Below are 24,944 nucleotides of genomic sequence, written 5' to 3' on the forward strand. Positions count from 1 at the left end.
CGGGCTCAATCTACCCAAGGTATGTCTACATAATAATTTCTACTTACGGCTTTCAATATCCTCCCAAATAAGGAGGAAAAGTCGTGCTCAAGCGTCGCTGTCTTTTAAGAGATACTCACGGAACCGCTGCCATCGAATTTGCCATCGTGGCACCGCTCTTCATCCTTATTCTCCTCAGCCTCGTCGGCTACGGGATCTATTTGAGCGTTGCCCATTCGGTGCAGCAACTGGCGGCCGACGCCGCGCGCGCCTCGATCGCCGGCCTGAGCGAAGCAGAGCGCCAGCAGCTTGCGAACAGTTATATCCACACCTCCAAGATCTCGAACGGCTTCCTCGACCAGGACAAACTCGCCGTGCGTGTGGAAGACGACACCAACAACAGCTACCAGTTCACGGTCACGCTCACTTATGACGCCTCGGACCTGCCGATCTGGTCGCTCTACTCCTTTGCCATGCCGGGCAAGGAAATCTCGCGCTATTCGACCATTCGCGTGGGAGGTGTATAATGACGCCGTTTCTCAAGCCGTTCTCCCGCGTCTCGGAAGACCGTTCGGGTAGCATTGCGGTACCCGCCGCAGCATCGCTCATGCTCATTGTCGGCACGCTCGCCCTCGGTGTGGACTACGGCGCGATCACCCTCCAGAACCGCCGGGCGCAGGCGATGGTGGATATCATGGCGATTCAGGCCGCAAGCGATATAGGCAAGCCCGAGGAGATGGTCAGGCGCTATCTCCAGGACAATGATCTCGATTACGCGATCTCCCTCGGCAATGGCTATCTCCTGCCCGACGGTTCGATCGTCGGCGAAGAGGAGATGAAGCAGCGGAAGGACGGTCTGATCGAGATCGAAACCGGCAGCTACATGCCCGATCCGAGCCTGCAGGTCAGCGATCGCTTCGTGCCCGCGGGACCGGCCGAACCCGATGCGGTCCGGGTGAAGGCGCGCCAGAAGGCCGAGCTGTATTTTGCCTCGGTCCTGACAGATCCGTTCGACTTCGAGGTGACCGGAACCGCGTCGGCGACGAAACAGGCTTCCTTCTGGATCGGTTCGCGGCTCGCCTCCCTGGATGGCGGCATCCTCAACAAGATCACCAGCGGGCTGCTGGGCACGGAACTGTCGTTGAGCGTGATGGACTACAATGCGCTCGCCTCGGTCGATCTCGACCTTCTTTCCTTCTCCAAGGCGTTGGCGACCGACGTCTCGCTTCAGGCAGGCACCTTCAACGACCTGCTTGCCTCCGATGTCAGTCTTCCGAAAATGCTGAGCGCGATGAGAGCCACACAGGGTGTCAGCGGTGCGGCCGAAAGTGCGCTTGCAAGCATTGAAAGAGCAATCGGGAACACCGACGCCAAGATACAGCTCGGTGACCTTATTGATCTGGGTGCGATCGGCGACGATCAGATCGGCAGTCAGCAGAGCCTTGAAGTGCACGGCAACCTTCTGCAGTTGGTGACCGCAGCCTCGGCCTTGTCGAAGCAGGGCAGGCAGGTCGCGATCGATCTCGGCACCGTGGTTCCCGGGCTCGGCAGGACGACGGCGAGGCTTGCCATCGGCGAGCCGCCGGCGCATTCGTCGATGATCGCAACCGGTTCGCTCGGCGATGCCGTGAGGACGGCACAGATGCGGCTTCTGATCGATACGGAGCTGTCGGGCCTCCTGGCGTTGCTCGGCACCAAAATTCATCTGCCCATCTTTGTCGAAACGGCATTCGCGGAAGCCCGCCTCCGGTCCATTTCCTGCGGAACCAGCTATGTCGGGGACGCCGTGAAGCTCGACGTGACGCCCGGCCTTGCCAAAATTGCGGTCGCGCAGCTCGATGCGTCGAAATTCGACGACTTCTCCCGCCCGCTCTCGCTGCAGAAGGCCAAGCTCGTGACGACACCTCTGCTTGAGATCTCGGGCATTGCCGATGTGTCCGTCTCCAACACATCCGCGCGAACCATAACCTTTTCCGGCTCCAGTATTCACAACCACGAGGTCCGGAATGTCTCCACGCGCAATTTCATCGGCTCGCTGGTCGGAAGCCTTGCGGAGAAGACGCGCCTCGAGGCCAGAGTCCTCGGTCTCTCACTTGTGAGCCCGGACGTGGTTCTGTCTCTCGTCGGGCAGCTTCTCAAGGATGCCGCCGCGCCGCTCGACAACGTGCTCTACAACACCCTTCTCGCCTTCGGCGTGAAGGTCGGTGAGGCCGATGTCAGCGTCACGGACGTCGATTGCGGGCGACCGGTTCTGGTGCAGTAGGCCCGAGGCTTACCCGATCCGGCTAGAGCCGGATCGCCGTTTCTTCCTTGGCGGTGCGTATGATCATCATGGTGAAGAAGCGCGCCACATTGGTTTGTTCCCGGAACAGCCTGTCGCACAGGACGTCGAATTCTTCCATGTCGGCAAGCCGCAGCATCAGGACGACATCCGTCTCTCCGGTCACCGTATAGGCATGGGAGACTGCGTCCTCCGCGGCTGCCACCTCGAGGAACCGCCGCAACTGCTGCTCGCTGTGCAGCTTCAGTTCTACCGTCACCAGGGCCTTGATCCCGCGGCCCGCCCGCGAGGGATTGAGAATCGCGACGATCTTTTCTATCACGCCGCTCCTTCTGAGCCGCTGCACCCGCCGCAGGCAGGTCGATGGCGCAAGCCCGACCGCCTCGGCGATGTCTGCATTGGTTCGCGAGGCGTCGCGCTGCATGAGGTTGAGTATCTTGCGATCGATGCGGTCCATCGCCCGAACTTAACCCCTTCAGGGCGCGTTGCAATAAAATTGCAAGATAGTGCAATCTTTGACCGCAAATTCGAAGTGGCATGCGGTAGATGATGGCGGTAGACAGACCCGTCCCCGCCAGGAGCCACCCCTTGTCCAAGCTCATCGACATCCTTCGCCGGACGCCGGAAACCTTCAGCATCTACTGGATGCTCTTCCGCATCACGGTGCCGATTACCATTTTGGCCGAGCTGGCCTCGCGCATGGGGGTGATCGAGTGGATGGCGCCGGTCTTCTCGCCGGTCATGAACCTCGTCGGCCTGCCGCCGGAACTCGGGCTCGCCTGGCTCACCGCGATGATCGTCGGCATGTGGGGCGCCGTGCCGCTCCTGTTCTCGCTCGTCGATATTTCCACCCTCAGCGTGGCCGACGTGACGATCTTCTCGGTGCTGATGCTGTTTGCCCACGGGCTGCCGATCGAGCAGAAGATCATCCAGAAGGCTGGCCCCGGCATGATGGCGACCACCGTCCTGAGGATCGCCGGTGCGCTCGTCTACGGTTTCATCATCCACCGGATCTGCTCGGCCACCGGCTGGCTGTCCGCCCCCGTCGATCCCGTCTGGGTGCCGCTGTCGGGCGTGACCACCTGGCCGGATTTCTTCCTCGGCCTGGGCGAGGCGATGGTCTGGATGTTCGTCATTCTCGTCGGGCTCTTCTGGGTGCTCGAGATCATGAAGCTGGTCGGCCTGATGGGCCTGTTGATGCGCGCGCTCTCACCCATGTTGCGGCTTGCGGGCATCAGGGGCGAGGCAGGTGAACTCACCGCCATCGGCCTGTTTCTCGGCATTTCCTATGGCGCCGGCTTTCTCGTGCGCGAAGCGCGCTCGGGCCGGGTGTCGCCGCGCCAGGTCTTCCTCTCCTGCGCCTTCATGGGTTTCGCCCACTCGGTGATCGAGGACACGATCCTGGTGCTGGCGCTCGGCGCGGACATCTACACGGTTCTCGTCGGCCGGGTGATCTTCGCGGTCATCGCCACCGGCATCATCGCACTTCTGCTGCGCGGCGTGTCCGAAGCCACCTTCATGGCCAGGCTCTACCGCCAGAAGGCGTGAACCGGGCCACGCAACCGGACTTGTTGCCCTTTCAATCGATATGAGGCGCCCCTGAGCCGGCGCGCGACTTGACCTTGCCCGTCCGCCGCGCCTAAGCCTTGTGACGGACTTATGTTGCGGCGCAAGAACCGTCAGGGTCCGACGGAATTGAAGGGGAATGCGAGACATGACGAAATGGGTTTACGTCTTCGGGGACGGCCGTGCGGAGGGTTCGGCCAGGGATAGCCATCTGCTGGGCGGCAAGGGCGCCAATCTCGCCGAGATGTGCGCGCTCGGCCTTCCCGTTCCGCCAGGGCTGACGATCACCACCGAAGCCTGCAACGCCTATTATGACGGCGGCAAGTCCTTCCCCGAGGGGCTCGAGGCGGATGTCATGGCCGCGCTCCAGAAGGTCGGCGAGATGGCGGGCCGCGGCTTCGGCGATCCCGACCGTCCACTGCTTCTCTCGGTGCGTTCGGGCGCGCGCGCCTCCATGCCCGGCATGATGGACACGGTGCTCAATCTCGGCCTCAACGACGACAGCGTGCTCGCCATGGCCCGCGAGAGCGGCGACGAGCGCTTTGCCTGGGATTCCTACCGCCGCTTCATCCAGATGTATGCCGATGTCGTCATGGGGCTCGACCACGAGGTCTTCGAGGAAATTCTCGAAGACGAGAAGGCCCGCCTTGGCCACGAGCTCGACACCGATCTGTCCGCCGCCGAGTGGCAGGAGGTGATCGCCCGCTACAAGCAGACGATCTCCGACGAACTGGGGCAAGCCTTCCCGCAGGATCCGCGCGAGCAGCTCTGGGGCGCCATCGGCGCGGTCTTCTCGAGCTGGATGAACGCGCGCGCCATCACCTACCGCCAGCTTCACGACATCCCCACCTCCTGGGGCACGGCGGTCAACGTGCAGGCCATGGTCTTCGGCAATTTCGGCAATACCTCGGCCACCGGCGTGGCGTTCACCCGCAATCCCTCGACCGGCGAGAACCGGCTCTATGGCGAGTTCCTGATCAACGCGCAGGGCGAGGACGTGGTGGCCGGCATCCGCACGCCGCAGTCGATTACCGAAGCCGGCCGCATCGAGTCCGGCTCCGACAGGCCGTCGCTCGAAAAGACCATGCCCGAGGCCTATGCGGAATTCGTCAGGATCACCGAGCGGCTCGAGGCGCATTATCTCGACATGCAGGATCTCGAATTCACCATCGAGCGTGGCAAGCTCTGGATGCTGCAGACCCGCACCGGCAAGCGCACGGCCAAGGCGGCGATCCGCATCGCCGTCGAGATGGCCGATTCCGGCATGATCAGCAGGGAGGAAGCCGTCCGCCGCATCGAGCCCGCCTCGCTCGACCAGCTCTTGCACCCCACCATCGATCCCGCCGCCGAACGCCCGGTCATCGGCTCGGGCCTGCCGGCCTCTCCCGGCGCTGCAACCGGCGAGATCGTGTTCACCTCCGAGGAGGCGGTGGACGCCGTGCGCGCCGGCCGCAAGGTCATTCTGGTGCGCGTGGAGACGAGCCCCGAGGACATTCACGGCATGCACGCTGCCGAGGGCATTCTCACCGTGCGCGGCGGCATGACGAGCCATGCGGCGGTCGTTGCCCGCGGCATGGGCAAGCCCTGCGTTTCCGGCGCCGGCGCGCTGCGCATCGACATGCGCAACCGCACGCTTCTGGCGATGGGCGCCAAGCTCGGCCCCGGTGACGTCATCACCATCGACGGCTCGTCCGGCCAGGTGCTCAGGGGCGCAGTCCCCATGCTCCAGCCCGAACTCTCGGGCGATTTCGGCCGGCTGATGGAATGGGCCGACGCCACCCGCCGCATGACGGTGCGCACCAATGCCGAGACGCCGGCGGATGCCCGCGCCGCGCGCTCCTTCGGGGCCGAGGGCATCGGGCTGTGCCGCACCGAGCACATGTTCTTCGAGGACGGCCGCATCTCCACCATGCGCGAGATGATCCTTGCCGATTCCGAGGCGGGCCGCCGCGCCGCTCTCGACAAGCTGCTGCCCATGCAGCGCTCGGATTTCATCGAGCTGTTCGAGATCATGCACGGCCTGCCGATCACCATCCGCCTGCTCGACCCGCCGCTGCACGAGTTTCTGCCCAAGGGCGCCGAGGAGATCGCCGAGGTGGCGCGCTCGATCGGCGTCGAGGCCGAGGCGCTCGCCGCCCGCATCGACGAGCTCCACGAGTTCAACCCCATGCTCGGCCATCGCGGCTGCCGGCTCGCCATCTCCTGGCCGGAGATCGCCGAAATGCAGACCCGCGCCATCTTCGAGGCGGCCATCGAAGCCGCAAAAACCACCGGCGCACCGGTGGAACTCGAAATCATGGTGCCGCTCGTGGGCCTGCGCACCGAGCTCGATTTCGTCAAGGCGCGCATCGATGCGGTGGCGCGCGACGTGATGGCGGAGGCGGGGCAGGAGATCGCCTATCTCGTCGGTACCATGATCGAGCTGCCGCGCGCCGCTATCCAGGCCGGCTCCATCGCCGAGGCCGCCGAGTTCTTCTCCTTCGGCACCAACGACCTGACCCAGACCACCTTCGGCATCTCCCGCGACGACGCCCAATCCTTCCTGCAGACCTACCGCCAGAAGGGGATTATCGAGACCGATCCCTTCGTCACCATCGACACCGAGGGCGTGGGCCAGCTCGTCCGCATCGCGAGCGAAAACGGCCGCGCCACGCGCCCCGGCATGAAGCTCGGCATCTGCGGCGAACACGGCGGCGACCCGGCCTCCATCCGCTTCTGTGAGAGCGTCGGGCTGGATTACGTCTCTTGCTCCCCGTTCCGGGTGCCGATTGCCCGGCTGGCTGCGGCGCAGGCGGCTGTCAAAGAGGGGTAGCGCGCGATCCAATCTCCCCCTCGGAGGGGCGAAAGCAAAAGCTTGGGCATGGCCATGCCAAGTCCTTAGCTTTTGCAAGAGAGGGGAGAAGCGGAGCGGTCAGCCAAAGACTGACGATTTGGCTTTTCGGGCGACGAACGCCCGGAGTCATAGCGGAGGGCAGGGGCAAGCGCCGATCCCTCGTCTTCGTCATTCTCGGGCTTGACCCGAGAATCCATTCCGCGATGCCGGTGAAAGGATATGGATGCTCGGGTCAAGCCCGAGCATGACGAGTGGAAGGGGCGCGGGTCGAGCCCGAGAATGACGAGCGGAGGGGTTCTCGGGTCAAGCCTGAGAATGACGAGTGGAATGAGCGCGGGTCAAGCCTGAGAATGGCAAGTGGAAGGGGCGCGGGCAAGTCCGGGCATGACGAGCGGAGGGGGAGGCCATTCCGCTCCACGGAGTCCCTGCCCGCCGCACGCTTCTGTCCCGCATCTCTTGCCGTTCTCAGCGCAGAATACCCACCCCATGCGAAACTGCCGTCTCCTCCGTCATCGAACGCGCCGGAAAGGTCCCGGCGCGGGCGGTGTCTCCGTTGCTTCGTGGCTGGCAGCCGACGTTCGCACTCTCCTTCGTCATTCTCGGGCTTGACCCGAGAATCCATTCGCGAAGCCGGCGAAACGGTATGGATGCTCGGGTCAAGCCCGAGAATGACGAGTGGAGGGGTTCTCGGGTCAAGCCCGAGAATGACTAGTACGGGGGACCTTAGTCCACTCCCATCCTGGGCGGTACTGCCCCCTCCCAACACCATCACCACAACTCTTGATACAGATCCCGCCAGTCCGGGTTCATCTGCTCGATCAGCTCGATCTTCCATTCCCGGTACCAGCGTTTGAGGGATGTCTCTCGCTGGATCGCATCGCGAATGTCGAAATGCTCCTCGTACCAGACCAGTCGGGAGCAGCCATATTTCGACGAAAAGCCCGGTGTCAGCCCTTCGCGATGCTCATAGGCCCGACGCGCGAGGTCGGACGTCACGCCGATATAGAGCGTACCGTTCTTGTGGTTGGTGACGATGTAGACATATCCCGTCATGCGGGAAATGTGTTGGGATATGGATGCTCGGGTCAAGCCCGAGCATGACGAATGGAGGGGTTCTCGGGTCAAGCCTGAGAATGACGAGTGGAGGGGGAGGCCATTCCAGCCCACGGAGTCCTTGCATGCCGCACGCCTCTGTCCCGCATGTCTTGCGTTCTCAGCGCAGAATACCCGCTCCATGCGATACTGCCGCCTTCGTCGTCATTGGCCATACGGGAAACGTCCCGGCGCGGGCGGGTCATCATTGCGGGAAAAGCATCCACTCTCCTTCGTCATTCTCGGGCTTGACCCGAGAATCCATTTCGCGATGCCGGCGAAGGGGCATGGATGCTCGGGTCAAGCCCGAGCATGACGAGTGGAGGGCAACCCGGCCGCCAACTCCCGCGAAGGGGGGAGAGGGACGCTCCCCAGGCCCCCCACGGAACCCTCGTGCCGCTGGCGACTTGTACCGGCACACGCGCCGCGCGATCCGCCCGGCCATCCACGGGGAATTCCCATGAAGCTCTTTTCCTGCCCGGCCTGCGGCCAGGCGGTCTATTTCGAAAACGTCACCTGCGTGCGCTGCGGCCATGCCACCGGCTATGATCCGGTTGCCGACCGCATGGTGGCGCTGGCGCAGGCGGGCCAAGTCTGGCAGCCGGTCGGCACCTATACCGATGACGCGGGGCAGGGCATGATCCCGGCGCTGCGCTATTGCGACAATTACCGCTTCGGCGTGTGCAACTGGCTGGTGCCGGCCGATGAGGCGGCGCTGGGCGGCGAGCATGTCTATTGCCTCGCCTGCCGCCATAACGTCACCGTGCCGAATCCGGAGGAGGGCGACAACGCCAAGCTCTGGCAGGCGATGGAGATCGCCAAGCGGCGGCTTTTCTATACGCTTCTGCATCTCAAGCTGCCGCTGGTCACCCGGGACGAGGACCCGGAGGGCCTCGGCTTCGATTTCCTTGCCGATCCCGATCACCCGAAGAAGAAGAAGGTCATGACCGGCCATGACGAGGGGCTGATCACGATCGCGCTCGCCGAAGCCGACGAGGCCGAGCGCACGCGAAGGCGCACCCAGCTCGGCGAACCCTATCGCACGCTGCTCGGCCATTTCCGTCACGAGGTCGGCCACTGGTACTGGGACCGGCTGGTGCGCGACGGCGCGCCGGGCACGCTCGAAGCCTGTCGCGCGGTGTTCGGCAATGACGAGGCCGATTACGCCGAGGCGCTGAAGACCCATTACGAAAACGGTCCGCAGCCCGGCTGGCAGGAGAATTTCGTCTCCTTCTACGCCGCCTCCCACGCCTGGGAGGACTTTGCCGAGACCTGGGCGCATTACCTCCACATCATCGATACGCTGGACACCGGCCACGCCTGGGGCGTCACCATAGCCCCGCATATCGATGAGCCGGAACAGCTCTCGACGAGCATCGGTTTCGATCCCTATGCCGAAGACGTCGACATGCGCACCATTGCGGACGCCTGGTTTGTGCTCTCGGCCTCGCTCAATTCCTTCAACCGCTCGATGGGCCACGGGGATCTCTATCCCTTCGTGCTGTCGCCGGCCGTCATCGACAAGCTCGGCTTCATCCACGATCTGGTGCGCGGGCGCATCGGAAACCGGCCGGGCGCGCAAGCCTGATCCTCGAGTGAGGGAAGAGGCAGAATAATTTTCTCTTTCGGCGCGGATGGCCGTAACCGGCGACCACGCACAAGGATTGGCGAAAAGTTATTCTACCGCCAACTCATCCGGAGATAGATCCCATGGACCTCGTCCCCTTCTTTGACAGCTACGGCGAAGCGGGTACCGCGCTTCTGGGCGGTGCCGTTCTGGGCGCCGTGTTCGGCTTCTTCGCGCAGCGCACCGCCTTCTGCACCCGTTCGGCCGTGCTCGATTTCACCCGCCGCGCCGGCTTTTCCGCCTTCGCCACCTGGCTGGCCGGTTTCGCGGTCGCCATCCTCGGCGTCCAGCTGCTCGTCTGGTCGGGCCGCGTCGATGTGATGGAAACCCGCTTCTTCTCCACCGCGCAGTCGCTTTCGGGTGCGCTGATCGGCGGCCTCGTCTTCGGCATCGGCATGGTGCTGGCCCGCGGCTGCGTCTCGCGGCTTCTGGTTCTCGGCGCGTCGGGCAATCTGCGCGCGCTCTACGCGATCCTCGTCATCGCGGCCGTCGGCTACGCCACCTATACGGGCGTGCTGGTGCCGCTGCGCGATGCGGTCGGCGGGCTCATGAGCACGCAGGCGACCGGCGGCAACGATCTTCTGGCGATCCTCGGCCAGCCGCAGGTGGCGGGCGTCGTCATCGGCGCGATCCTGCTCGCCGCTTCGTTGCTAGTAGCCTTCCGCGCCAGAATCTCGGCGCTGCGCTATGTCGGCGGCGCGATCGTGGGCGCCACGATCGTCGGCGGCTGGTATTTCACCTATGAGATGTCGATCCAGGTCTTCGAGCCCGTGCAGGCCGAAAGCCTGTCCTTCATCCGGCCGCTCGCCACCTCGATCGTCTATGCGACCGAAAGCGACGCGCTCTACGGCTTCGATCAGGGCATACTGGCCGGCATCCTGGCCGGCGCTTTCGCCGCGGCCCTTTTGTTCCGCCAGTTCCGCATCGCGACTTTCGCCGAGCCCGGCACGCCGTCCGTGCTGCGCTATACGGCGGGCGCGGTGCTGATGGGCTTCGGCGGCATCCTGGCGGTCGGCTGCACCATCGGCGCGGGCTTTACCGGCGGGTCGGTGCTGGCGCTGTCCTCGCTGATCGGCCTGGTTTCGATGATCGCTGGCGCCGCCGTCACCGACCTCGTGCTCCAGCAGGTCGAGAACGGCCGTTTCGCCCAGGCGCGCCTGCAGCCGGGCGAATAGGTTTCAGCCACAAGAATTTTCCGGACCTGTACGGCCCGGCTCTGGTTTCAGAGCCGGGTCAATACGTTGACGAAGGCGCGGGCAAAATCGGTGACGCCCTTCGTGTTCTCTTCCGGCTCCGCGACGGTGAGCGTGCGGCCGTCCATGCCGAGTTTGACGAGCAGGAAAATATCATCTTTCCCCTCGGTCTTCATCCGCAGCATGGCGATGCGTTCGCAGTCGAGGGCAAGCCCGGAGGCCGGAAGTTCGAAAAGATATTCGGCACCCAGTTCATGCGCCGCGGCCTGAACGGTGGTCACGAAGTCGGCGCGGCCGAGCGTCGTTTCGCCGATCACGTTCCGGATCCGCCCCATCGAGGGCGCACGACCGGTCAGGTGGGGGAACGGGGTAGCCCCGGTGGCCGGGGCGATGTCATGAGTGACGTCTTGCATGTGCACATCTCCAATACAGCCGCGATACAAAACCCCCGACCCGTATCGATGGTTCCCATCAAGAGTGGCTGAAGTGTGACGCTTGCCGTTGCGGGCGTGGCGCGATATGGCTCGGTGCCCGTCCGTTTCCAGCAGGCTTCCATCCCGATGCCCTATCGCCCCGAACGCCCCGTCTCCATAGCTGCCGTGTGGTCGCGCCGGCTCGGCCTGTTCGCGCTGGCGCTCGCGCTGACGACCTTCGTGCTCCAGCGTTTCGAGATGATCGCGCTTGCCAACGCCATCGCGGTCATCCTTCTCGCAGCCGCGATCGCGATCCTCGCCGTGGCCTTCGCTGCCATCGGCTTCACCATGCTGTGGCTGATCGGCGCGCGCGGGGGGCACGCCTCCTTCTGGGGCATGATGATGGCGCTGGTGGTGCTGACGCCGGTGGGCGTGGGCGCGGCTCGCTACATCACGCTCCCTCCCATCCACGACGTGACCACCGATTCCATCACGCCGCCGGAATGGCTCGAGGAACCGCCGATCGAGGCGAGCTGGCTGCCGCGCTCGAAAACGGTCGATGCGGAAGAGCGTGCCGAACAGTTCGCGGCCTATCCGCAGCTGACCGGTCGCCGTTATGGCGGTGCGATCGATCGCGTGCTCGAGGCCATCTCCGCGCTCACCCAGGAGCGCAAATGGAAACTGGTCGAAACCGAAGGTGCCGACTTCCTGGTCCCGGATCAGGAGCCGCCGGGCGCCGCGCAGGAAACCACGAAGGGCGAAAGCGTGGTCCCGATACCGGTCCCGAGGCCTGAAACCGGTGACGGTGTGGCAGCCGTCTCCGCCCCGGTCGTGCGGCTGCAGTTCACCGATCGCAGCCTCATTCTCGGCTTGCGGCAGGACATCATGATCCGGCTGGTGGAAGAAGAGGAAACGACCTTCGTCGATGTTCGCGCGGCCACCCGCACGGGCCAGCACGATCTCGGCCTCAATGCCCGGCTGTTGGAAGGTTTCCTCCACGATCTCGACGTCGCGCTTCTGGGGATCGCAGGCGGCTGACCGCTAGCCGCGTTGGTAAACGCCCCTGAGCGCCGGCGGCCCATCGGTGACCACCCGGCCGCGCTCGACCAGATCTTCCAGATGCGCGAGCACCGAAAGCGCGGCGGCTCCGTGCAGGCGCTTGTCGGTGTCGCGATAGATCACCGCCACCATTTCCGGGATCGTCCTGTCGCCCTTCTCTATGCGCGAAAGGATTGCGCTTTCCCGCATCCGCCGGTGGGCCTTGAGCGCGCGGGAGAATTTCTGCGGCGCCTGCACCGGGCCGCCGTGGCCCGGATAGTAGATCCGGTCGTCGCGCTTGATCAGCAGGTCGAGCGAGGCCATGAAATCGCGCATCGCGCCATCCGGCGGCGCGATGATGGTGGTCGCCCAGGCCATCACATGGTCGGCTGAAAACAGGACATTGGCGCGGCGTTCGGCGAAGGCGGCATGGTTGGCCGTGTGGCCGGGCGTGTGCAGAACCTCGATCTCCCAGCCGTCGCCGTGAAAAACATCGCCATGGGCGGCCGCGATATCGGGCCGAAAGTCCATGTCGGAGCTTTCCTCGAGCGGATTGATCTCGCCGTCGTGAAGCGGCCTGGACGCCCGGTGCGGACCCTCGGCGACGATCGTGGCGCCGGTTTTAGCTTTCAGGCGATATGCGAGCGGCGAGTGGTCCTTGTGGGTGTGGGAGACGAAGATGTGGCTGACCGGTCGCCCGCCGATGGCCGAAAGGAGCGTGCGCCAATGGCTCTCATCCTCCGGCCCCGGGTCGATGACGGCGAGAGTGTCGGTGCCGACGACGTAGCTGTTCGTGCCGGTGAATGTGAGCGGGCCCGAGTTCGGCGCCGTCACCCGCAATATGCCGTCTTCCACTGACACGGACTGGCCATGGGCCGCCTCGAAGGCGCGATCGAATTCGGGGTCTTTCAAGTGAATGCCATCCTGGTCGTTGGACATGCTGGGCGGAGCGGTCGACCTGCGCGCCGTGCGTGAGCGGCAGATGCGACCGCCGGCACCATAGTCGCTTGCCCTGCACCTTTACCAGTGCGGGAGGCAAGTGCGGGATCCGGGAGATCGAGGACTGCGCGAGATCGTGCGGATCAGTGCAGGTGACGGCTGGAGTAGACGGGAAACCGGTCCGGATTGTCACTTGCGACCTCGGAGACTCGGCCATTGTCCAGCGCCGTGTAGCTGGGAACTATGGTCTTGAGCGTCTGCAGGACGCCATGCCAGTCCTCTTCCTGGCAGGAGTGGCGAAGATCGCTGAGCCATCCGTTCAGGGTGCGCCAATCGACAGTCCGCGTGCGGGCGACAAAATAGCCCTTCCGTCGCTGGATGATGTCGTCCTCGTTCGCGTTGAGCAGCTCTTCGGATATCTTCTCGCCCGGGCGCATGCCGGTAAACATGATGGAGATGTCACGTCCGGGAATGAAGCCGGCGAGCTGGATCATGCGGCGCGCCAGTTCGAGAATACGGACCGGCTTGCCCATTTCGAGAACAAGGACGGCACCCCTTTGGCTGCCTTCGTCGATGCCGTGAGAGTTTGCCTCGAGAATGAGGTGAACGGCCTCCTGAACGGTCATGAAGTAACGTTCCATGTCCGGGTCTGTCACGGTAAGGGGGCCGCCTTGTGCAATCTGCTCCTGGAACAGCGGGACGACGGAACCGGCCGAGCCCAGCACGTTGCCGAAGCGGACGATGCGGAAGCGCGTGACCGAATTGGTGATATCGAGGCCCTGGCAATAGAGTTCGGCCGCGCGCTTGGCCGCCCCCATGATGCAGGAGGGGTTTACGGCCTTGTCCGTGGAGATGAGCACGAACGCCTTGACCGCAGCGCGAACCGCGGCGTCGGCGACGCTGACGGTGCCCAATACATTGGTCTTGACGGCTTCCAGCGGGTTGGCTTCCGCGATCGGCACATGCTTGATCGCGGCGGCATGGAAGACGATGTCGGGGTTTTCACGCTGCATGATCGTGTCGACGCGAGCCACGTCCCGGACGTCGCACAGAAGCTGGCCGATCGGCAGGTCGGGATGCTCCTGCCGCAGCACCCGCTCGATGTCGTAGAGATTCTGCTCGCTCGAATCCAGAAGGGCCAGCCGGGCCGGCGAGAATTCCGCGATCTGCTTGGCGAGTTCCGAACCGATCGAGCCGCCCGCGCCTGTGATCAGGATGCATTTTCCGGTGAGAAACGCGCGCATCGCGACAGGATCCGACGGTACTTCCTGCCTGCCGAGAAGGTCGTCGAGGCGAACCAGGTTCGGCGTGATGGTCGGATTGTCCAACTGCAGGTCCTTGCCGGGAAGCGGCGACGCAAGGCGCTTGATGGTCAGGGATGCCTCGTTGCAGCTTTCCAGCAGTTCGGCCATTTCCGCGCCCGAAACCTCGGGATCCGTGACGATCAACTCGGAAACGCTTTGCCCGCGCGCTTCCAGCACTTTGACGGTCTTCGAAAGCGATCGAAGATTGCCGATCACAGGCACGCCCTGAAGAACGCGGCGGCTCGAGGCCGGGTTTCGATCCACGACACCGACGACGTTGCGCTCGGATGTGTGAAGCAGGCGCAGGGTGCGGATATAGGCGTCCGTGGTGTCGGATAGCGGATAAAGCAGGACGTTCGAGGAGAGCGTCTGCGACCGCAGATGCGGCATCAGCACGGCCTCCTTGAGGACGCGATAGGCAATGCGGCCGCTGCCCATGCCGATAATCACAAACAGCCAGGTCAGGAACATGGCCAGTCGCGATACGTCGTCACTCCCGGTGACGAGCAAAGCCCCCACCATATAGAGGACGACCATGATCGAAGCCGCCTTGACGATGGCGATGATGTCGGGGATCGAGGCGTAGCGCCAGACGCCGCGGTTCAGACGCATCGCGAATATGCTCAGCGCACCGGCGGCGACGAAAGACAGGGTCTTAAGGCCCGGGCTGGAAACCGTTACCGTCCATCCGGAGGTGTGGACGATGATATTGGCGAACAGAAACGCAAAGAGGCAGACACACAAATCGTAGGTGAGGGCACTCAACCGCAGTAGCCTGGAATTTGAAACCATCTCGGAGATGTCCCGTTTGCCTGCTGGTGACGCTGGTCTATCGGGGAAGCTGAGAAATGCATACCCGGGAAAATTAGCAGTTGCATCACAATTGCGGAATATAATGATTCATTTTCTATCTGCAACCTATTACAAATGAGACCGCGGGTCATCTCGTGAAGGTTGTTGGTTGTTGATTTTGGTCCGGCGCAGGGGCGGCACAGGCCACGTTTTCACGCTCAGGCGAAACGCCCGGCCGTCAGAGATCGCATTTTTCTAATTGGCACTTTTCTAATTGAAAGTGCTAAGTTTTGGTTTCCGACAGCGATTTTCTGGATATCCACCTGAAAATCCGGATTTCAGCGTCAGAGCCGGGCGGCCGGATACGGTTGGGCAAGAGGCTTGTTTCAATGCTGGCGTGCTGGCAAGAGACGATGCAAGTTTGCAAGAGAGATTGCACGTTCACCGGAATTGACTGAAGCAGGGTATCCATGGCCGAGCCGATGACACATCTTCAGCGCCTCGAAGCTGAAGCCATTCATATCATTCGGGAAGTTGCCTCCGAATTTTCCAACCCGGTGATGATGTATTCGATCGGCAAGGACTCGTCGGTCATGTTGCATCTGGCGCTCAAGGCCTTCGCGCCGGCCAAGCCGCCATTCCCCTTTCTCCACATCGATTCGAACTGGAAATTTCGCGAGATGATCGCGTTCCGCGACCGAATGGCAGCGGAGAAGGGCATCGACCTGATTGTCCACAAGAATGCGGAGGGAATGGCTGAAGGGGTCGGTCCGTTCAGTCACGGCTCGTCGATGCACACCCACATCATGAAGACTGTCGCCCTTCGTCAGGCTCTCGATGCGGGCGGGTATGACGCGGCATTCGGCGGCGCGCGCCGCGATGAGGAAAAGTCCCGGGCCAAGGAGCGGATCTTCTCGTTTCGTTCGGCCGGCCATGTCTGGGATCCGAAGAACCAGCGACCGGAAATGTGGAAAACCTTCAACACGCGGATCGCAAGGGGTGAATCGATTCGAGTGTTCCCGCTCTCCAATTGGACCGAGTTGGACATCTGGCAGTACATTCTGCGCGAGAATATCGAAATCGTGCCGCTCTATTTCGCCGCCCGCCGTCCGGTGGTCGAGCGTGACGGCATGCTCGTCATGCGCGACGACGAGCGCATGGCCCTGGCTCCCGGGGAGGTCGCGACGGAGCGGATGGTTCGATTCCGCACGCTCGGCTGCTATCCGCTGACCGCCGCCATCGAAAGCGAGGCCCGGTCTCTCGAGGCCATCATCGCCGAAACCCTCGTCGCGCGAACCTCGGAACGTCACGGACGCATGATCGATCATGACGAGGCCGGCTCGATGGAGAAGAAGAAGAAGGAGGGCTACTTCTGATGACAAGTTCCGCGCTCTCCGTCGAGGAAGACGACATCAGGGCCTACATGGCCGAGCAGGAAAACAAGACGCTGCTGCGCTTCCTGACCTGCGGATCCGTGGACGATGGCAAGTCCACGCTGATCGGTCGCCTTCTCTATGACACCAAGCTGATTTTCGAAGACCAGATCGCCACTCTCGAAAAGGATTCCCGGCGTCACGGAAGCGCCGGCGAGGATTTCGATTTCGCTCTGCTGGTCGACGGGCTCGAGGCCGAGCGCGAGCAGGGCATCACGATCGACGTGGCCTATCGCTTTTTCGCCACGCCGAAGCGAAAGTTCATCGTCGCCGATACGCCCGGCCACGAACAGTATACCCGCAACATGGCAACCGGTGCCTCCACGGCCGATCTGGCCGTGGTGCTCATCGACGCCCGCAAGGGTGTGTTGTCTCAGACGCGGCGTCATTCTTTCATCGCTTCGCTTCTGGGCATCCGTCACATCGTGCTTGCCATCAACAAGATCGATCTCGTCGGCTACGACAAGATGGTTTTTGACCGCATTGTCTCCGACTACATGCAGTTTTCCGCCGATCTCGGGTTCGAAACCATCCGCCCGATTCCCGTCTCCGCCCGGTTTGGCGATAATGTGGTCGAGCGCTCCGGCAACATGCCGTGGTATGACGGTCCCTCTGTGCTCGAACACCTCGAAGATGTGCCGGTTGGCGACGCAACCGAAGCCGCGCCGCTTCGATTCCCGGTCCAGTATGTGAACCGGCCCAACCTCGATTTCCGCGGCTATTGCGGGACACTCGCCTCGGGGCGGGTGCGCGTCGGCGATCAGGTCGTGGAAGCCCGATCCGGGCGGACGGGCAACATTGCGCGCGTCCTGCTCGGCGACGCCGATCTCGATGAAGCGCGGGCCGGCCAGTCGGTCACCCTCACGCTTGAAGAGGAAATCGATATTTCCCGCGGCGACATGCTGGTCGCTCCCGACAACCGCCCGCAGGTCGCCGACCAGTTCGAGGCGCGTCTTGTCTGGTTCGCGGAGCAGCCGCTCCTGCCAGGTCGCCAATACCTGCTGCGGACCGAGACCGCCGAGATGCCCGCGACAGTCAGTGCTCTCAAATATGCGCTCGACATCAACACCTTCGCACATGAAGCCGCGAAATCACTCGAACTCAATTCCGTCGGGGTGGTCAATATTTCGCTCGGCAAGCCCATTCCCTTCGACCCGTACGAGGAGAACCGGCTGACGGGCGGCTTCATTCTGATCGACCGGATGACCAATGCGACCATCGCTGCGGGCATGATCACCCATCCGCTCTGGCGGGCGACGAATGTTCATTGGCAGGCGCTCGATATCAATCGCACCGCCCGCGCCGAGCAGAAGCACCAGAAGCCGGCCGTTCTCTGGTTCACCGGGCTTTCGGGGTCCGGCAAGTCGACCATTGCCAACCTCCTGGAAAAACGGCTTCACGCCGACGGTCGCCATACCTATCTTCTCGATGGTGACAATGTCCGCCACGGCCTCAATCGCGACCTCGGCTTTACCGAGGAGGATCGTGTCGAGAATATCCGGCGGGTCGGTGAGGTTGCGCAACTGATGACGGACGCCGGCCTTATCGTCCTGGTCTCCTTCATATCGCCGTTTCAGGCGGAACGGCGAATGGCGCGCGAACTGGTCGGCGAGGGCGAATTCGTGGAGATTTTCGTCGACACGCCCTTCGAGGAATGCGCGCGACGGGATCCGAAAGGCCTCTATGCCAAGGCGCTCGCCGGCGAGATCCGGAATTTCACCGGTGTGGATTCGCCCTATGAGGCGCCCGAGAATCCCGATCTGCGCCTGGAGACGACCGGCAGCACGCCGGAGGATCTGGTTGAGCGTATCATCGCGTGGCTGAGGGCGCGCGGCTTTGTCGCCTGAGGCGGGCCGGATGTGAGAGCCGGGACAGGACTGATGACCATGAACAATGCAAGCGAATTCGGGACGGCAGACCTGGAAAGGATGGTTGAGGCATTTGCCGACCTTTCTCTCCGTGCCGGGGAGATCATTCTGGACATCCGCGCGCGTGGTGCCGCGGTGATGGAAAAGGCCGATCATTCGCCGGTCACCGAAGCCGACAGGCGAGCGGAGGCGCTGATTCTTGCCGGTCTCGCCGAGGCTTGTCCCGGCGTGCCCGTCGTTGCCGAGGAAGCGGCTTCTGCCGGTCACGTGCCCGCAACGCTCGGGGATCACTTCATTCTTGTCGATCCGCTCGACGGAACCCGCGAATTCATTGCGGGGCGTCCGGATTTCACCGTCAATATTGCCTTGATCGAGAGGGGAAGCCCCATCGCCGGTGTCGTCTACGCGCCCATGCGACGGACGCTCTGGGCCGCGAGCGGGCATCATGCATGGTCTGCGGACGTGCAAGACGACGGCACCCTTGGTGATGCGCGTGGTCTCGTGTGCCGCGGGTGGCAGGCCCCGCCGTGCATCGTCGCCTCGGTATCCCATCGCACGCCCGAAACTGACGAATTCATCGCCCGCTTCGACGGCGCGACGATGAGTGCGATCGGCTCATCGCTCAAATTCTGCCTTCTCGCCGAGGGCGAGGCCGATCTTTATCCGCGCTATGGCCGGACGATGGAGTGGGACACGGCTGCGGGCGATGCCGTTCTGCGGGCTGCCGGCGGCGTGACGATCACGCTTGACGAAAAGCCGCTTGTCTACGGCAAGCGCAACCAGGCAAACGACGTCGATTTTGCAAATCCATTTTTCATCTCGGCAAGCCGCGAGGGCGTTTCGCGGATAAAGGGCGAGGTGCGCGGCACGGCGCGGTAACCATCTCGAATGGCGACGGTTTCCCGGCTGCAGAAATAAAGAATCGCGATATAATGATTAAGTGATGTATTTTCGATTTTTGACCTCCGGCAATTTGCGTCAACGATCCGGCCCTGCCGCCGGCCTTGATCGCTCTCGCCTGAAAGATCATAAGAACGCGACGGGTTGAAAATGGCGGCGCGGTATCAACCAAAGTCCTGGATTGGATTGACGACGTGACCGATATCGTGACGGTCCTCATGGCGACCTATAACGGCGCCCAATATATCGAGGAACAGCTCAAGTCACTGGAAACGCAGACTTGGCCGTCTGTCGATGTCGTGATTTCCGACGACGGATCGACCGATCGGACGCTTGAAATCCTGGAGGCGTTTTCGCGCCGGTGGAAGAAGGGCCGGGTCACGATCGCACGTGGCCCGCAGGCGGGTTTTGCGGAAAATTTCCGCTCGCTGATAAATGGTGCCGACGTCCGCGGGCCCTATGTCTGCTTCAGTGATCAGGATGATATCTGGCGCGAGGAGAAGCTGACCGAAGCGGTCAACTGGCTCGCTGCGCAACCGATCCCGATGCCCGCCCTGTTCTGCGGTCGTACACAACTCTTTCCGGATCCCGGCCGGCACTCGATGTCCCCGCCGTTCTCGCGCCCGCCGGTCTTCAGGAATGCGCTTGTGCAGTCGATCGCCGGCGCCAATACGATGGTGATGAACCGGGCAGCCTTCGAGCTTCTGCGTACCGCCTCCGCACGCACATCCTTTGCAAGCCACGACTGGTGGACCTACCTTCTTGTGACGGGAGCAGGGGGGCGGGTTTTTTTCTCGCAGGTTCCGTATGTTCTCTACCGCCAGCACGAAGGCAATCTGGTGGGGGCCAACACTACCCTGAGTTCGAGGATCACCCGGCTTCGCATGCTGTTCAACGGGCGTTTCCGCCGGTGGACCGATCTCAATCTTGCAGCTCTCGACCTGTGTATTGACCTGCTTTCCGACGATAACCGGAAATGCCTTTCGACGTTTCGGCAAGCGCGCGATCGGTCGCTGCATCTGCGCATGCTCAACCTTTGGCGCTCAGGTGTCTACAGACAGACTGTTTTCGGCCAGGCAAGCCTCTACGCAGCTTGCATGATGCGGCTGCTCTAAGTAAGCCGGGCTTTTCGGGCCATGCGATTGACAGATTATTGTCTCATGCTTCGCAGGTAAAATCGGCTCACATGCCTTGTATAGATGCAGGAGTGCACCATGAAGGGGATCATACTCGCAGGGGGGACGGGGACCCGTCTCTATCCGATGACGGTCTCTGTCTCCAAGCAGTTGCTTCCCGTCTACGACAAGCCGATGATCTACTATCCCCTGACTGTGCTGATGCTGTCGGGAATTCGGGACATCCTCATCATCTCGACCCCACGTGATCTGCCCGCCTTCGAGGCGCTTTTGGGCGACGGCTCGCAATTCGGCGTCAATCTTTCCTATGCGGTACAGCCGAGCCCGGATGGGCTGGCCCAGGCATTCATCATCGGCAAGGACTTCATCGGCAACGATTCCTGCGCGCTGGTCCTGGGCGACAACATCTTCTTCGGAGCGGGGCTTTCCGAAAAATGCCGGAGCGCTGCCGCAAAGCCGAGCGGGGCCACGGTCTTTGCCTACTTCGTGCAGGATCCCGAGCGCTACGGCGTGGTACACTTCGATCCCAAAACCTCGACCGCCCTGGGGATTGAGGAGAAGCCGGTCAATCCGAAATCCAATTGGGCCGTCACCGGTCTCTACTACTACGACAATGACGTGGTCGACATCGCGGCAGGCGTAAAGCCGTCCAGACGCGGAGAACTGGAGATCACGGATGTGAACCGGGCTTACTTGGAACGGGGCGACCTGACGGTCTCCCGAATGGGACGGGGATTTGCCTGGCTCGACACCGGCACGCCCGATTCCATGCATGAGGCTTCCGCATTCGTGCGAACAATCGAGCATCGCCAGGGTTTCAAGATCGCATGCCCCGAGGAGATCGGTCTTCTCAACGGTTGGGTGTCGCGCGAACAGATCATGAGGCAGGCCGATGAGATGGGTAAGTCCGATTATGCCGCCTATCTGCGCCGTTGCGCGCGAGACGAAAATTAACTGGGTGTCCTGATGCCGGAATTCAAAAATCTGGGGCTCGATGGTGTCGTCGAGGTCGTGCCCGATCGTTTCGGCGATGATCGCGGGTTCTTCTCGGAGACCTATAATGCGCGTCTCTGGAAGGAAGGCGGCATCGCTGTCGACTTTGTTCAGGACAATTTCTCGCTCTCTCGCGATGTCGGAACAGTCCGGGGGCTGCACTTTCAAACTCCTTCCCATGCCCAGGCAAAGCTCGTGCGTGTCACCCGCGGGCGCGTTTTCGATGTCGCTGTCGACATCCGGAAGGGCTCGCCCGACTTTGGTAAATGGGTTGGCGTCGAGCTGTCTGCCGAAAAGTGGAACCAGCTCTTCGTGCCGGCGGGGTTCGCCCATGGATTCGTCACGCTCGAAGCGGACACGGAAATGGCCTACAAGGTCTCCGCCTTCTATTCGAAGGAGCATGATCGGGCGATCCGCTTCGACGACCCGGAACTAGGGATCGATTGGCCACTCGCCCCCGGCAAGGCCGTCCTGTCGTCGAAGGACGCGGCAGCCGGCCCGCTCTCGGAAATGGAAACGGGCTTTGTCTACCAAGCGGACAGGAGCGAATGATGAGATTTCTTGTCACCGGCGGGGCAGGCTTCATCGGTTCGGCCGTCTGCCGCCGGCTGGCTGCTGATCCGGGCAACCGGGTCGTCAATGTCGACGCGCTCACCTATGCCGGCAATCTTGCATCCCTCCGGTCCATAGAGGATCAGCCGAACTACCGGTTCGTGCAGGCCGACATCTGCAACGAGGATGCGATCGAGGCCTTGTTGCGGGACGAGCAAATAGACGTCCTCATGCATCTCGCCGCCGAAAGCCACGTCGATCGTTCGATCGATGGTCCCGAGGCCTTCATCGAGACCAACATCGTCGGCACCTTCCGGCTCCTGAAGGCCGCGCGCGCCTATTGGGAAAGTCTCGACGGCGAGCGTCGCGACCGTTTCCGCTTTCATCACGTGTCCACCGACGAGGTTTTCGGCGATCTGCCTTTCGATGAGGGGATATTCACGGAGGACACGCCCTACGATCCGTCATCTCCCTACAGCGCATCGAAAGCCGCCTCCGACCACCTCGTTCGAGCCTGGCACCGCACCTACGGGCTGCCGGTCGTCATGACCAATTGCTCGAACAATTACGGTCCTTTCCATTTCCCGGAAAAGCTGATCCCGCTGGTCATTCTCAATGCGCTCGATGAGAAGCCGCTGCCGGTTTACGGGAAGGGCGAGAACATTCGCGACTGGCTTTATGTCGAGGATCACGCCGCAGCGCTGGAAGCCGTGGCGCGCAACGGCCGGCTCGGAGAAAGCTACAATATCGGAGGGCGCGCCGAACGCCGCAACATCGACGTGGTTCGCGCCATCTGTGAAGTCCTCGATGAGATGAAGCCGCGCAAGGGCGGCGACAGTTACGCCAGGCTGATCGAGATGGTGACCGACCGTCCCGGCCATGACCGTCGCTATGCCATCGACCCGGGCAAGATCGAAACCGAACTCGGCTGGACGGCGGCGCACAGTTTCGAAACCGGTCTGGCGGCAACGGTGGCCTGGTATCTCGAAAGCGAATGGTGGTGGCGCCCGCTGCACAACCGGCTGGCAGGGCAGCGTCTTGGTACGGCGGGGGGCAGGGGCTGATGCGCATCCTCGTGACAGGGCGGGACGGCCAGGTTGCCCGCTCGCTGTCTGAGGCCGCGCAAGGGCGGTCGGAGGAATTCGTGTTTGTGTCCCGGCCGCAATTCGACCTCGCAAGTCCCGAGACGATCCGCGCGGCCATACGCGAGCATGCGCCTGATATCATCGTCAGCGCCGCCGCCTATACGGCCGTCGATACCGCGGAGGACGAGCCCGAACTGGCCCGGCGGATCAATGGCGAGGCGCCCGGTATCCTCGCAGACGAAGCGGCGCGGGCCGGCGCCTGGATCATTCATCTTTCCACCGACTATGTTTATGACGGTTTCGGCACCCGGCCATGGCGCGAGGAGGATCCGACAGGGCCTGCAAGCGTATATGGTCAATCCAAGCTGCAGGGCGAAGAGGCTGTACGCGAGGCCGCGCCGAACAGCCATGTGATCCTGCGCACGGCATGGGTATACAGCGCCTTCGGCCGGAATTTTCTTCGCTCCATGCTGCATCTCGCAGAAACGAGAAGCGAGTTGCGCGTGGTTGCCGATCAATACGGCAATCCGACATGGGCGGGGGACATCGCTTGCGGCATTCTCGCTGTGGTGGATCATATCTCCGCGAGTGCGGATGATCGCTTGGCCGGAACCTACAATCTCGCGGGCCCCGAGGCCATGAACTGGGCCGATTTCGCCCGCATGATATTTGCCGAAAGTGCAGCCCTCGGCGGCAAGCGGCCCGAAGTCGTGAACATCTCGACAGTAGAATACCCTACGAAAGCTTGTCGCCCGGCCAATTCACGACTTGATGGATCCGCCTTTGCTGCTACTTTCGGCTTCCGAACCTCACCGACCCGGTCGAATATTGAAAAGGTCTTGTCGAGGATAAGAAAGTCAGACGCGGCGATATGACAAACAATGAGGATGGCGCAACGGCGCTGGACCCCACTCTGGTACAAGGAGTGGCGTCGATACTCAGGCGTGGCTACGATGCGGCTTTCGCCAGAAATCTGTCGGAAGGGATGGATCGCGAAACCGCAAAGGCCGAGGCCCTGCGGAAGGTGAAGGCAAGGCTTGTTGAACGCATTGATGTCATGCGCAGCACGAGTCCTGACCAGCCCGAGGCTCTGGAGAGGGCAGTCGACGCGGCCATCATGGACCTCGTCAATGAGAGTAACGCCGGGCCGCAGTCGAAGCCTCTCCAGGCTTCCGTTTCACAGAGCGGTTTGAGCAACCCCTCCGAACGTTCATCGGAAGACAAGAGCGCTCGATACGACGATGCTGAACCTGCAGGCGAAGGCGGACCGGAAGCCTTCGCGGCTGCCATTCCGGCCGATGACCGGGCCGGCTCGGACGGAGATGTCGCCAGCTGTCCCCGACCTTCGCCCGGATCGCTGGCCTTGGCGATGCTGTCGGGTGTCGTCCTCGTCGCGGCAACGATTTTGGCGGGTAATGCAGCCGGCCTCGTTCAGGGACCGTTTTTCCCCAGACCGGGTGTGATCGTCATACCCTCCGAGAGGTTTGCGGAGATGGAGGCAATGGCAGACCAATTGCGCGATGCCGTGCTGGAAGCGCAGCGCCGGTTCGAGGCAGGCGAATTCGGGGCCGTGATGGAGGATGGCAGCTGGCACTCGATGAAAGACATCCACGAGGATATCTGGGCGAGGCTGCCCAGGGATACGTGGCGAGGCGGGCGAGGCTTCATAGCGCGGCATGTCGATGACGGCTACAAGATCCTCGTGCATGGCCCCTTGTGCAATGTCATTTCCGCCACTCATCCCGCCATGGTCGATCCGGTCCGGACGCCGAGTTTCAACGAATTCTGCTGGCACTTCGGTGTGTGGAACGAGGCTGGAGAAAAGCTCTGATGTCCCTCCCGGGCGGCATGGGAAGTGATGTCGGCCTCATTCGGATCGCTGGCCAGTTCGCCGCCACGTGAACGCGGTCTGATGCGCTT

At 62.6% G+C, this 24,944-nt stretch carries 21 protein-coding genes; 16 read left to right on the forward strand and 5 right to left on the reverse strand.

Annotated elements, in window-relative coordinates; genetic code table 11:
• Nucleotides 1-83 precede the first annotated feature (83 nt).
• The gene (locus E2A64_RS06320) at nt 84-506 is read left to right on the forward strand and encodes a TadE/TadG family type IV pilus assembly protein (RefSeq protein WP_133283543.1); all 423 of its coding nucleotides are present in this window, start codon (nt 84-86) and stop codon (nt 504-506) included.
• Nucleotides 506-2,242: a TadG family pilus assembly protein gene (locus E2A64_RS06325; RefSeq protein ID WP_133283544.1), complete on the forward strand. Its 1,737-nt coding sequence runs from the start codon at nt 506-508 to the stop codon at nt 2,240-2,242. The genes E2A64_RS06320 and E2A64_RS06325 overlap by 1 nt, the downstream gene beginning before the upstream one ends.
• Nucleotides 2,243-2,264: 22 nt before the next feature.
• Here E2A64_RS06325 and E2A64_RS06330 read toward each other — a convergent pair whose 3' ends face one another.
• Nucleotides 2,265-2,717 carry an Lrp/AsnC family transcriptional regulator gene (locus E2A64_RS06330; RefSeq protein ID WP_133283545.1) on the reverse strand — a complete coding sequence of 151 codons (453 nt, stop codon included), beginning with the start codon at nt 2,715-2,717 and terminating at the stop codon, nt 2,265-2,267.
• Nucleotides 2,718-2,848: 131 nt separating this feature from the next.
• Between E2A64_RS06330 and E2A64_RS17805 the strand changes: the two genes are divergently transcribed.
• Nucleotides 2,849-3,808, forward strand: coding sequence for a nucleoside recognition protein (locus tag E2A64_RS17805; protein WP_158285698.1), 960 nt, complete (start codon nt 2,849-2,851; stop codon nt 3,806-3,808).
• A gap of 166 nt (nt 3,809-3,974) precedes the next feature.
• Nucleotides 3,975-6,638: a pyruvate, phosphate dikinase gene (ppdK, locus tag E2A64_RS06345; RefSeq protein ID WP_133283548.1), complete on the forward strand. Its 2,664-nt coding sequence runs from the start codon at nt 3,975-3,977 to the stop codon at nt 6,636-6,638.
• A 789-nt stretch (nt 6,639-7,427) separates the two neighbouring features.
• Here the strand turns inward: ppdK and E2A64_RS06350 are convergent.
• A complete protein-coding gene (locus tag E2A64_RS06350; protein ID WP_133283549.1) occupies nt 7,428-7,712 on the reverse strand; it encodes a GIY-YIG nuclease family protein in 285 nt (94 codons plus the stop codon).
• A gap of 499 nt (nt 7,713-8,211) precedes the next feature.
• On the opposite strand from E2A64_RS06350, the gene E2A64_RS06355 reads away from it, so the two are divergent.
• Both E2A64_RS06355 and E2A64_RS06360 read left to right on the forward strand, forming a co-directional pair.
• Nucleotides 8,212-9,339 carry a zinc-binding metallopeptidase family protein gene (locus E2A64_RS06355; protein WP_133283550.1) on the forward strand — a complete coding sequence of 376 codons (1,128 nt, stop codon included), beginning with the start codon at nt 8,212-8,214 and terminating at the stop codon, nt 9,337-9,339.
• A gap of 122 nt (nt 9,340-9,461) precedes the next feature.
• Nucleotides 9,462-10,553: a YeeE/YedE family protein gene (locus E2A64_RS06360; protein ID WP_133283551.1), complete on the forward strand. Its 1,092-nt coding sequence runs from the start codon at nt 9,462-9,464 to the stop codon at nt 10,551-10,553.
• 47 nt (nt 10,554-10,600) lie between these two features.
• Here E2A64_RS06360 and E2A64_RS06365 read toward each other — a convergent pair whose 3' ends face one another.
• On the reverse strand, nt 10,601-10,984 hold the full coding sequence (locus E2A64_RS06365; protein ID WP_133283552.1) for a hypothetical protein: 384 nt from the start codon (nt 10,982-10,984) through the stop codon (nt 10,601-10,603).
• 75 nt (nt 10,985-11,059) lie between these two features.
• Between E2A64_RS06365 and E2A64_RS06370 the strand changes: the two genes are divergently transcribed.
• Nucleotides 11,060-12,022, forward strand: coding sequence for a DUF1499 domain-containing protein (locus E2A64_RS06370; protein ID WP_133283553.1), 963 nt, complete (start codon nt 11,060-11,062; stop codon nt 12,020-12,022).
• A gap of 3 nt (nt 12,023-12,025) precedes the next feature.
• On the opposite strand, the gene E2A64_RS06375 is transcribed toward E2A64_RS06370, so the two are convergent.
• The gene (locus E2A64_RS06375; RefSeq protein ID WP_133283554.1) at nt 12,026-12,934 is read right to left on the reverse strand and encodes an MBL fold metallo-hydrolase; all 909 of its coding nucleotides are present in this window, start codon (nt 12,932-12,934) and stop codon (nt 12,026-12,028) included.
• 170 nt (nt 12,935-13,104) lie between these two features.
• Complete coding sequence (locus E2A64_RS06380) at nt 13,105-15,030, reverse strand: nucleoside-diphosphate sugar epimerase/dehydratase (RefSeq protein ID WP_158285699.1); 1,926 nt, start codon at nt 15,028-15,030, stop codon at nt 13,105-13,107.
• Between the two features lie 497 nt (nt 15,031-15,527).
• On the opposite strand from E2A64_RS06380, the gene cysD reads away from it, so the two are divergent.
• The 9 genes from cysD to E2A64_RS06425 all read left to right on the forward strand — a co-directional run bounded on the left by cysD (nt 15,528) and on the right by E2A64_RS06425 (nt 24,855).
• Entirely contained in the window at nt 15,528-16,433 is a 906-nt protein-coding gene (cysD, locus tag E2A64_RS06385; RefSeq protein ID WP_133283556.1) for a sulfate adenylyltransferase subunit CysD, read from the forward strand.
• Nucleotides 16,433-18,337 (forward strand): sulfate adenylyltransferase subunit CysN, encoded by a 1,905-nt coding sequence (gene cysN, locus E2A64_RS06390; protein ID WP_133283557.1) that lies wholly within the window; start codon nt 16,433-16,435, stop codon nt 18,335-18,337. The genes cysD and cysN overlap by 1 nt, the downstream gene beginning before the upstream one ends.
• A 33-nt stretch (nt 18,338-18,370) precedes the next feature.
• Nucleotides 18,371-19,237: a 3'(2'),5'-bisphosphate nucleotidase CysQ gene (cysQ, locus tag E2A64_RS06395; RefSeq protein ID WP_244598163.1), complete on the forward strand. Its 867-nt coding sequence runs from the start codon at nt 18,371-18,373 to the stop codon at nt 19,235-19,237.
• A gap of 215 nt (nt 19,238-19,452) precedes the next feature.
• Complete coding sequence (locus E2A64_RS06400) at nt 19,453-20,373, forward strand: glycosyltransferase family 2 protein (protein ID WP_244598164.1); 921 nt, start codon at nt 19,453-19,455, stop codon at nt 20,371-20,373.
• A 99-nt stretch (nt 20,374-20,472) separates the two neighbouring features.
• The gene (gene rfbA / locus E2A64_RS06405; RefSeq protein ID WP_133283558.1) at nt 20,473-21,348 is read left to right on the forward strand and encodes a glucose-1-phosphate thymidylyltransferase RfbA; all 876 of its coding nucleotides are present in this window, start codon (nt 20,473-20,475) and stop codon (nt 21,346-21,348) included.
• A gap of 12 nt (nt 21,349-21,360) precedes the next feature.
• Nucleotides 21,361-21,939, forward strand: coding sequence for a dTDP-4-dehydrorhamnose 3,5-epimerase (gene rfbC / locus E2A64_RS06410; protein WP_133283559.1), 579 nt, complete (start codon nt 21,361-21,363; stop codon nt 21,937-21,939).
• Nucleotides 21,939-23,003 carry a dTDP-glucose 4,6-dehydratase gene (rfbB, locus tag E2A64_RS06415; protein WP_133284289.1) on the forward strand — a complete coding sequence of 355 codons (1,065 nt, stop codon included), beginning with the start codon at nt 21,939-21,941 and terminating at the stop codon, nt 23,001-23,003. The genes rfbC and rfbB overlap by 1 nt, the downstream gene beginning before the upstream one ends.
• Nucleotides 23,003-23,899: a dTDP-4-dehydrorhamnose reductase gene (gene rfbD, locus E2A64_RS06420; protein ID WP_133283560.1), complete on the forward strand. Its 897-nt coding sequence runs from the start codon at nt 23,003-23,005 to the stop codon at nt 23,897-23,899. The genes rfbB and rfbD overlap by 1 nt, the downstream gene beginning before the upstream one ends.
• Complete coding sequence (locus E2A64_RS06425) at nt 23,896-24,855, forward strand: hypothetical protein (protein WP_133283561.1); 960 nt, start codon at nt 23,896-23,898, stop codon at nt 24,853-24,855. Before rfbD ends, E2A64_RS06425 begins: the two co-directional genes overlap by 4 nt.
• The last annotated feature ends 89 nt before the right edge of the window (nt 24,856-24,944 follow it).

This window comes from Pseudohoeflea suaedae, assembly GCF_004354915.1.
Taxonomy (GTDB): domain Bacteria; phylum Pseudomonadota; class Alphaproteobacteria; order Rhizobiales; family Rhizobiaceae; genus Pseudohoeflea; species Pseudohoeflea suaedae.

What these genes read in the sequence shown, in the direction of transcription:
- rfbD (WP_133283560.1), top strand. Translation starts at nt 23,003, where the DNA reads ATGCGCATCCTCGTGACAGGGCGGGACGGCCAGGTTGCCCGCTCGCTG.
- rfbA (WP_133283558.1), top strand. Translation starts at nt 20,473, where the DNA reads ATGAAGGGGATCATACTCGCAGGGGGGACGGGGACCCGTCTCTATCCG.
- cysN (WP_133283557.1), top strand. Translation starts at nt 16,433, where the DNA reads ATGACAAGTTCCGCGCTCTCCGTCGAGGAAGACGACATCAGGGCCTAC.
- E2A64_RS06355 (WP_133283550.1), top strand. Translation starts at nt 8,212, where the DNA reads ATGAAGCTCTTTTCCTGCCCGGCCTGCGGCCAGGCGGTCTATTTCGAA.
- cysD (WP_133283556.1), top strand. Translation starts at nt 15,528, where the DNA reads ATGGCCGAGCCGATGACACATCTTCAGCGCCTCGAAGCTGAAGCCATT.
- ppdK (WP_133283548.1), top strand. Translation starts at nt 3,975, where the DNA reads ATGACGAAATGGGTTTACGTCTTCGGGGACGGCCGTGCGGAGGGTTCG.
- E2A64_RS06425 (WP_133283561.1), top strand. Translation starts at nt 23,896, where the DNA reads ATGACAAACAATGAGGATGGCGCAACGGCGCTGGACCCCACTCTGGTA.
- E2A64_RS06360 (WP_133283551.1), top strand. Translation starts at nt 9,462, where the DNA reads ATGGACCTCGTCCCCTTCTTTGACAGCTACGGCGAAGCGGGTACCGCG.
- E2A64_RS06330 (WP_133283545.1), bottom strand. Translation starts at nt 2,717, where the DNA reads ATGGACCGCATCGATCGCAAGATACTCAACCTCATGCAGCGCGACGCC.
- E2A64_RS06365 (WP_133283552.1), bottom strand. Translation starts at nt 10,984, where the DNA reads ATGCAAGACGTCACTCATGACATCGCCCCGGCCACCGGGGCTACCCCG.
- rfbB (WP_133284289.1), top strand. Translation starts at nt 21,939, where the DNA reads ATGAGATTTCTTGTCACCGGCGGGGCAGGCTTCATCGGTTCGGCCGTC.
- cysQ (WP_244598163.1), top strand. Translation starts at nt 18,371, where the DNA reads ATGACCATGAACAATGCAAGCGAATTCGGGACGGCAGACCTGGAAAGG.
- E2A64_RS06350 (WP_133283549.1), bottom strand. Translation starts at nt 7,712, where the DNA reads ATGACGGGATATGTCTACATCGTCACCAACCACAAGAACGGTACGCTC.
- rfbC (WP_133283559.1), top strand. Translation starts at nt 21,361, where the DNA reads ATGCCGGAATTCAAAAATCTGGGGCTCGATGGTGTCGTCGAGGTCGTG.
- E2A64_RS06325 (WP_133283544.1), top strand. Translation starts at nt 506, where the DNA reads ATGACGCCGTTTCTCAAGCCGTTCTCCCGCGTCTCGGAAGACCGTTCG.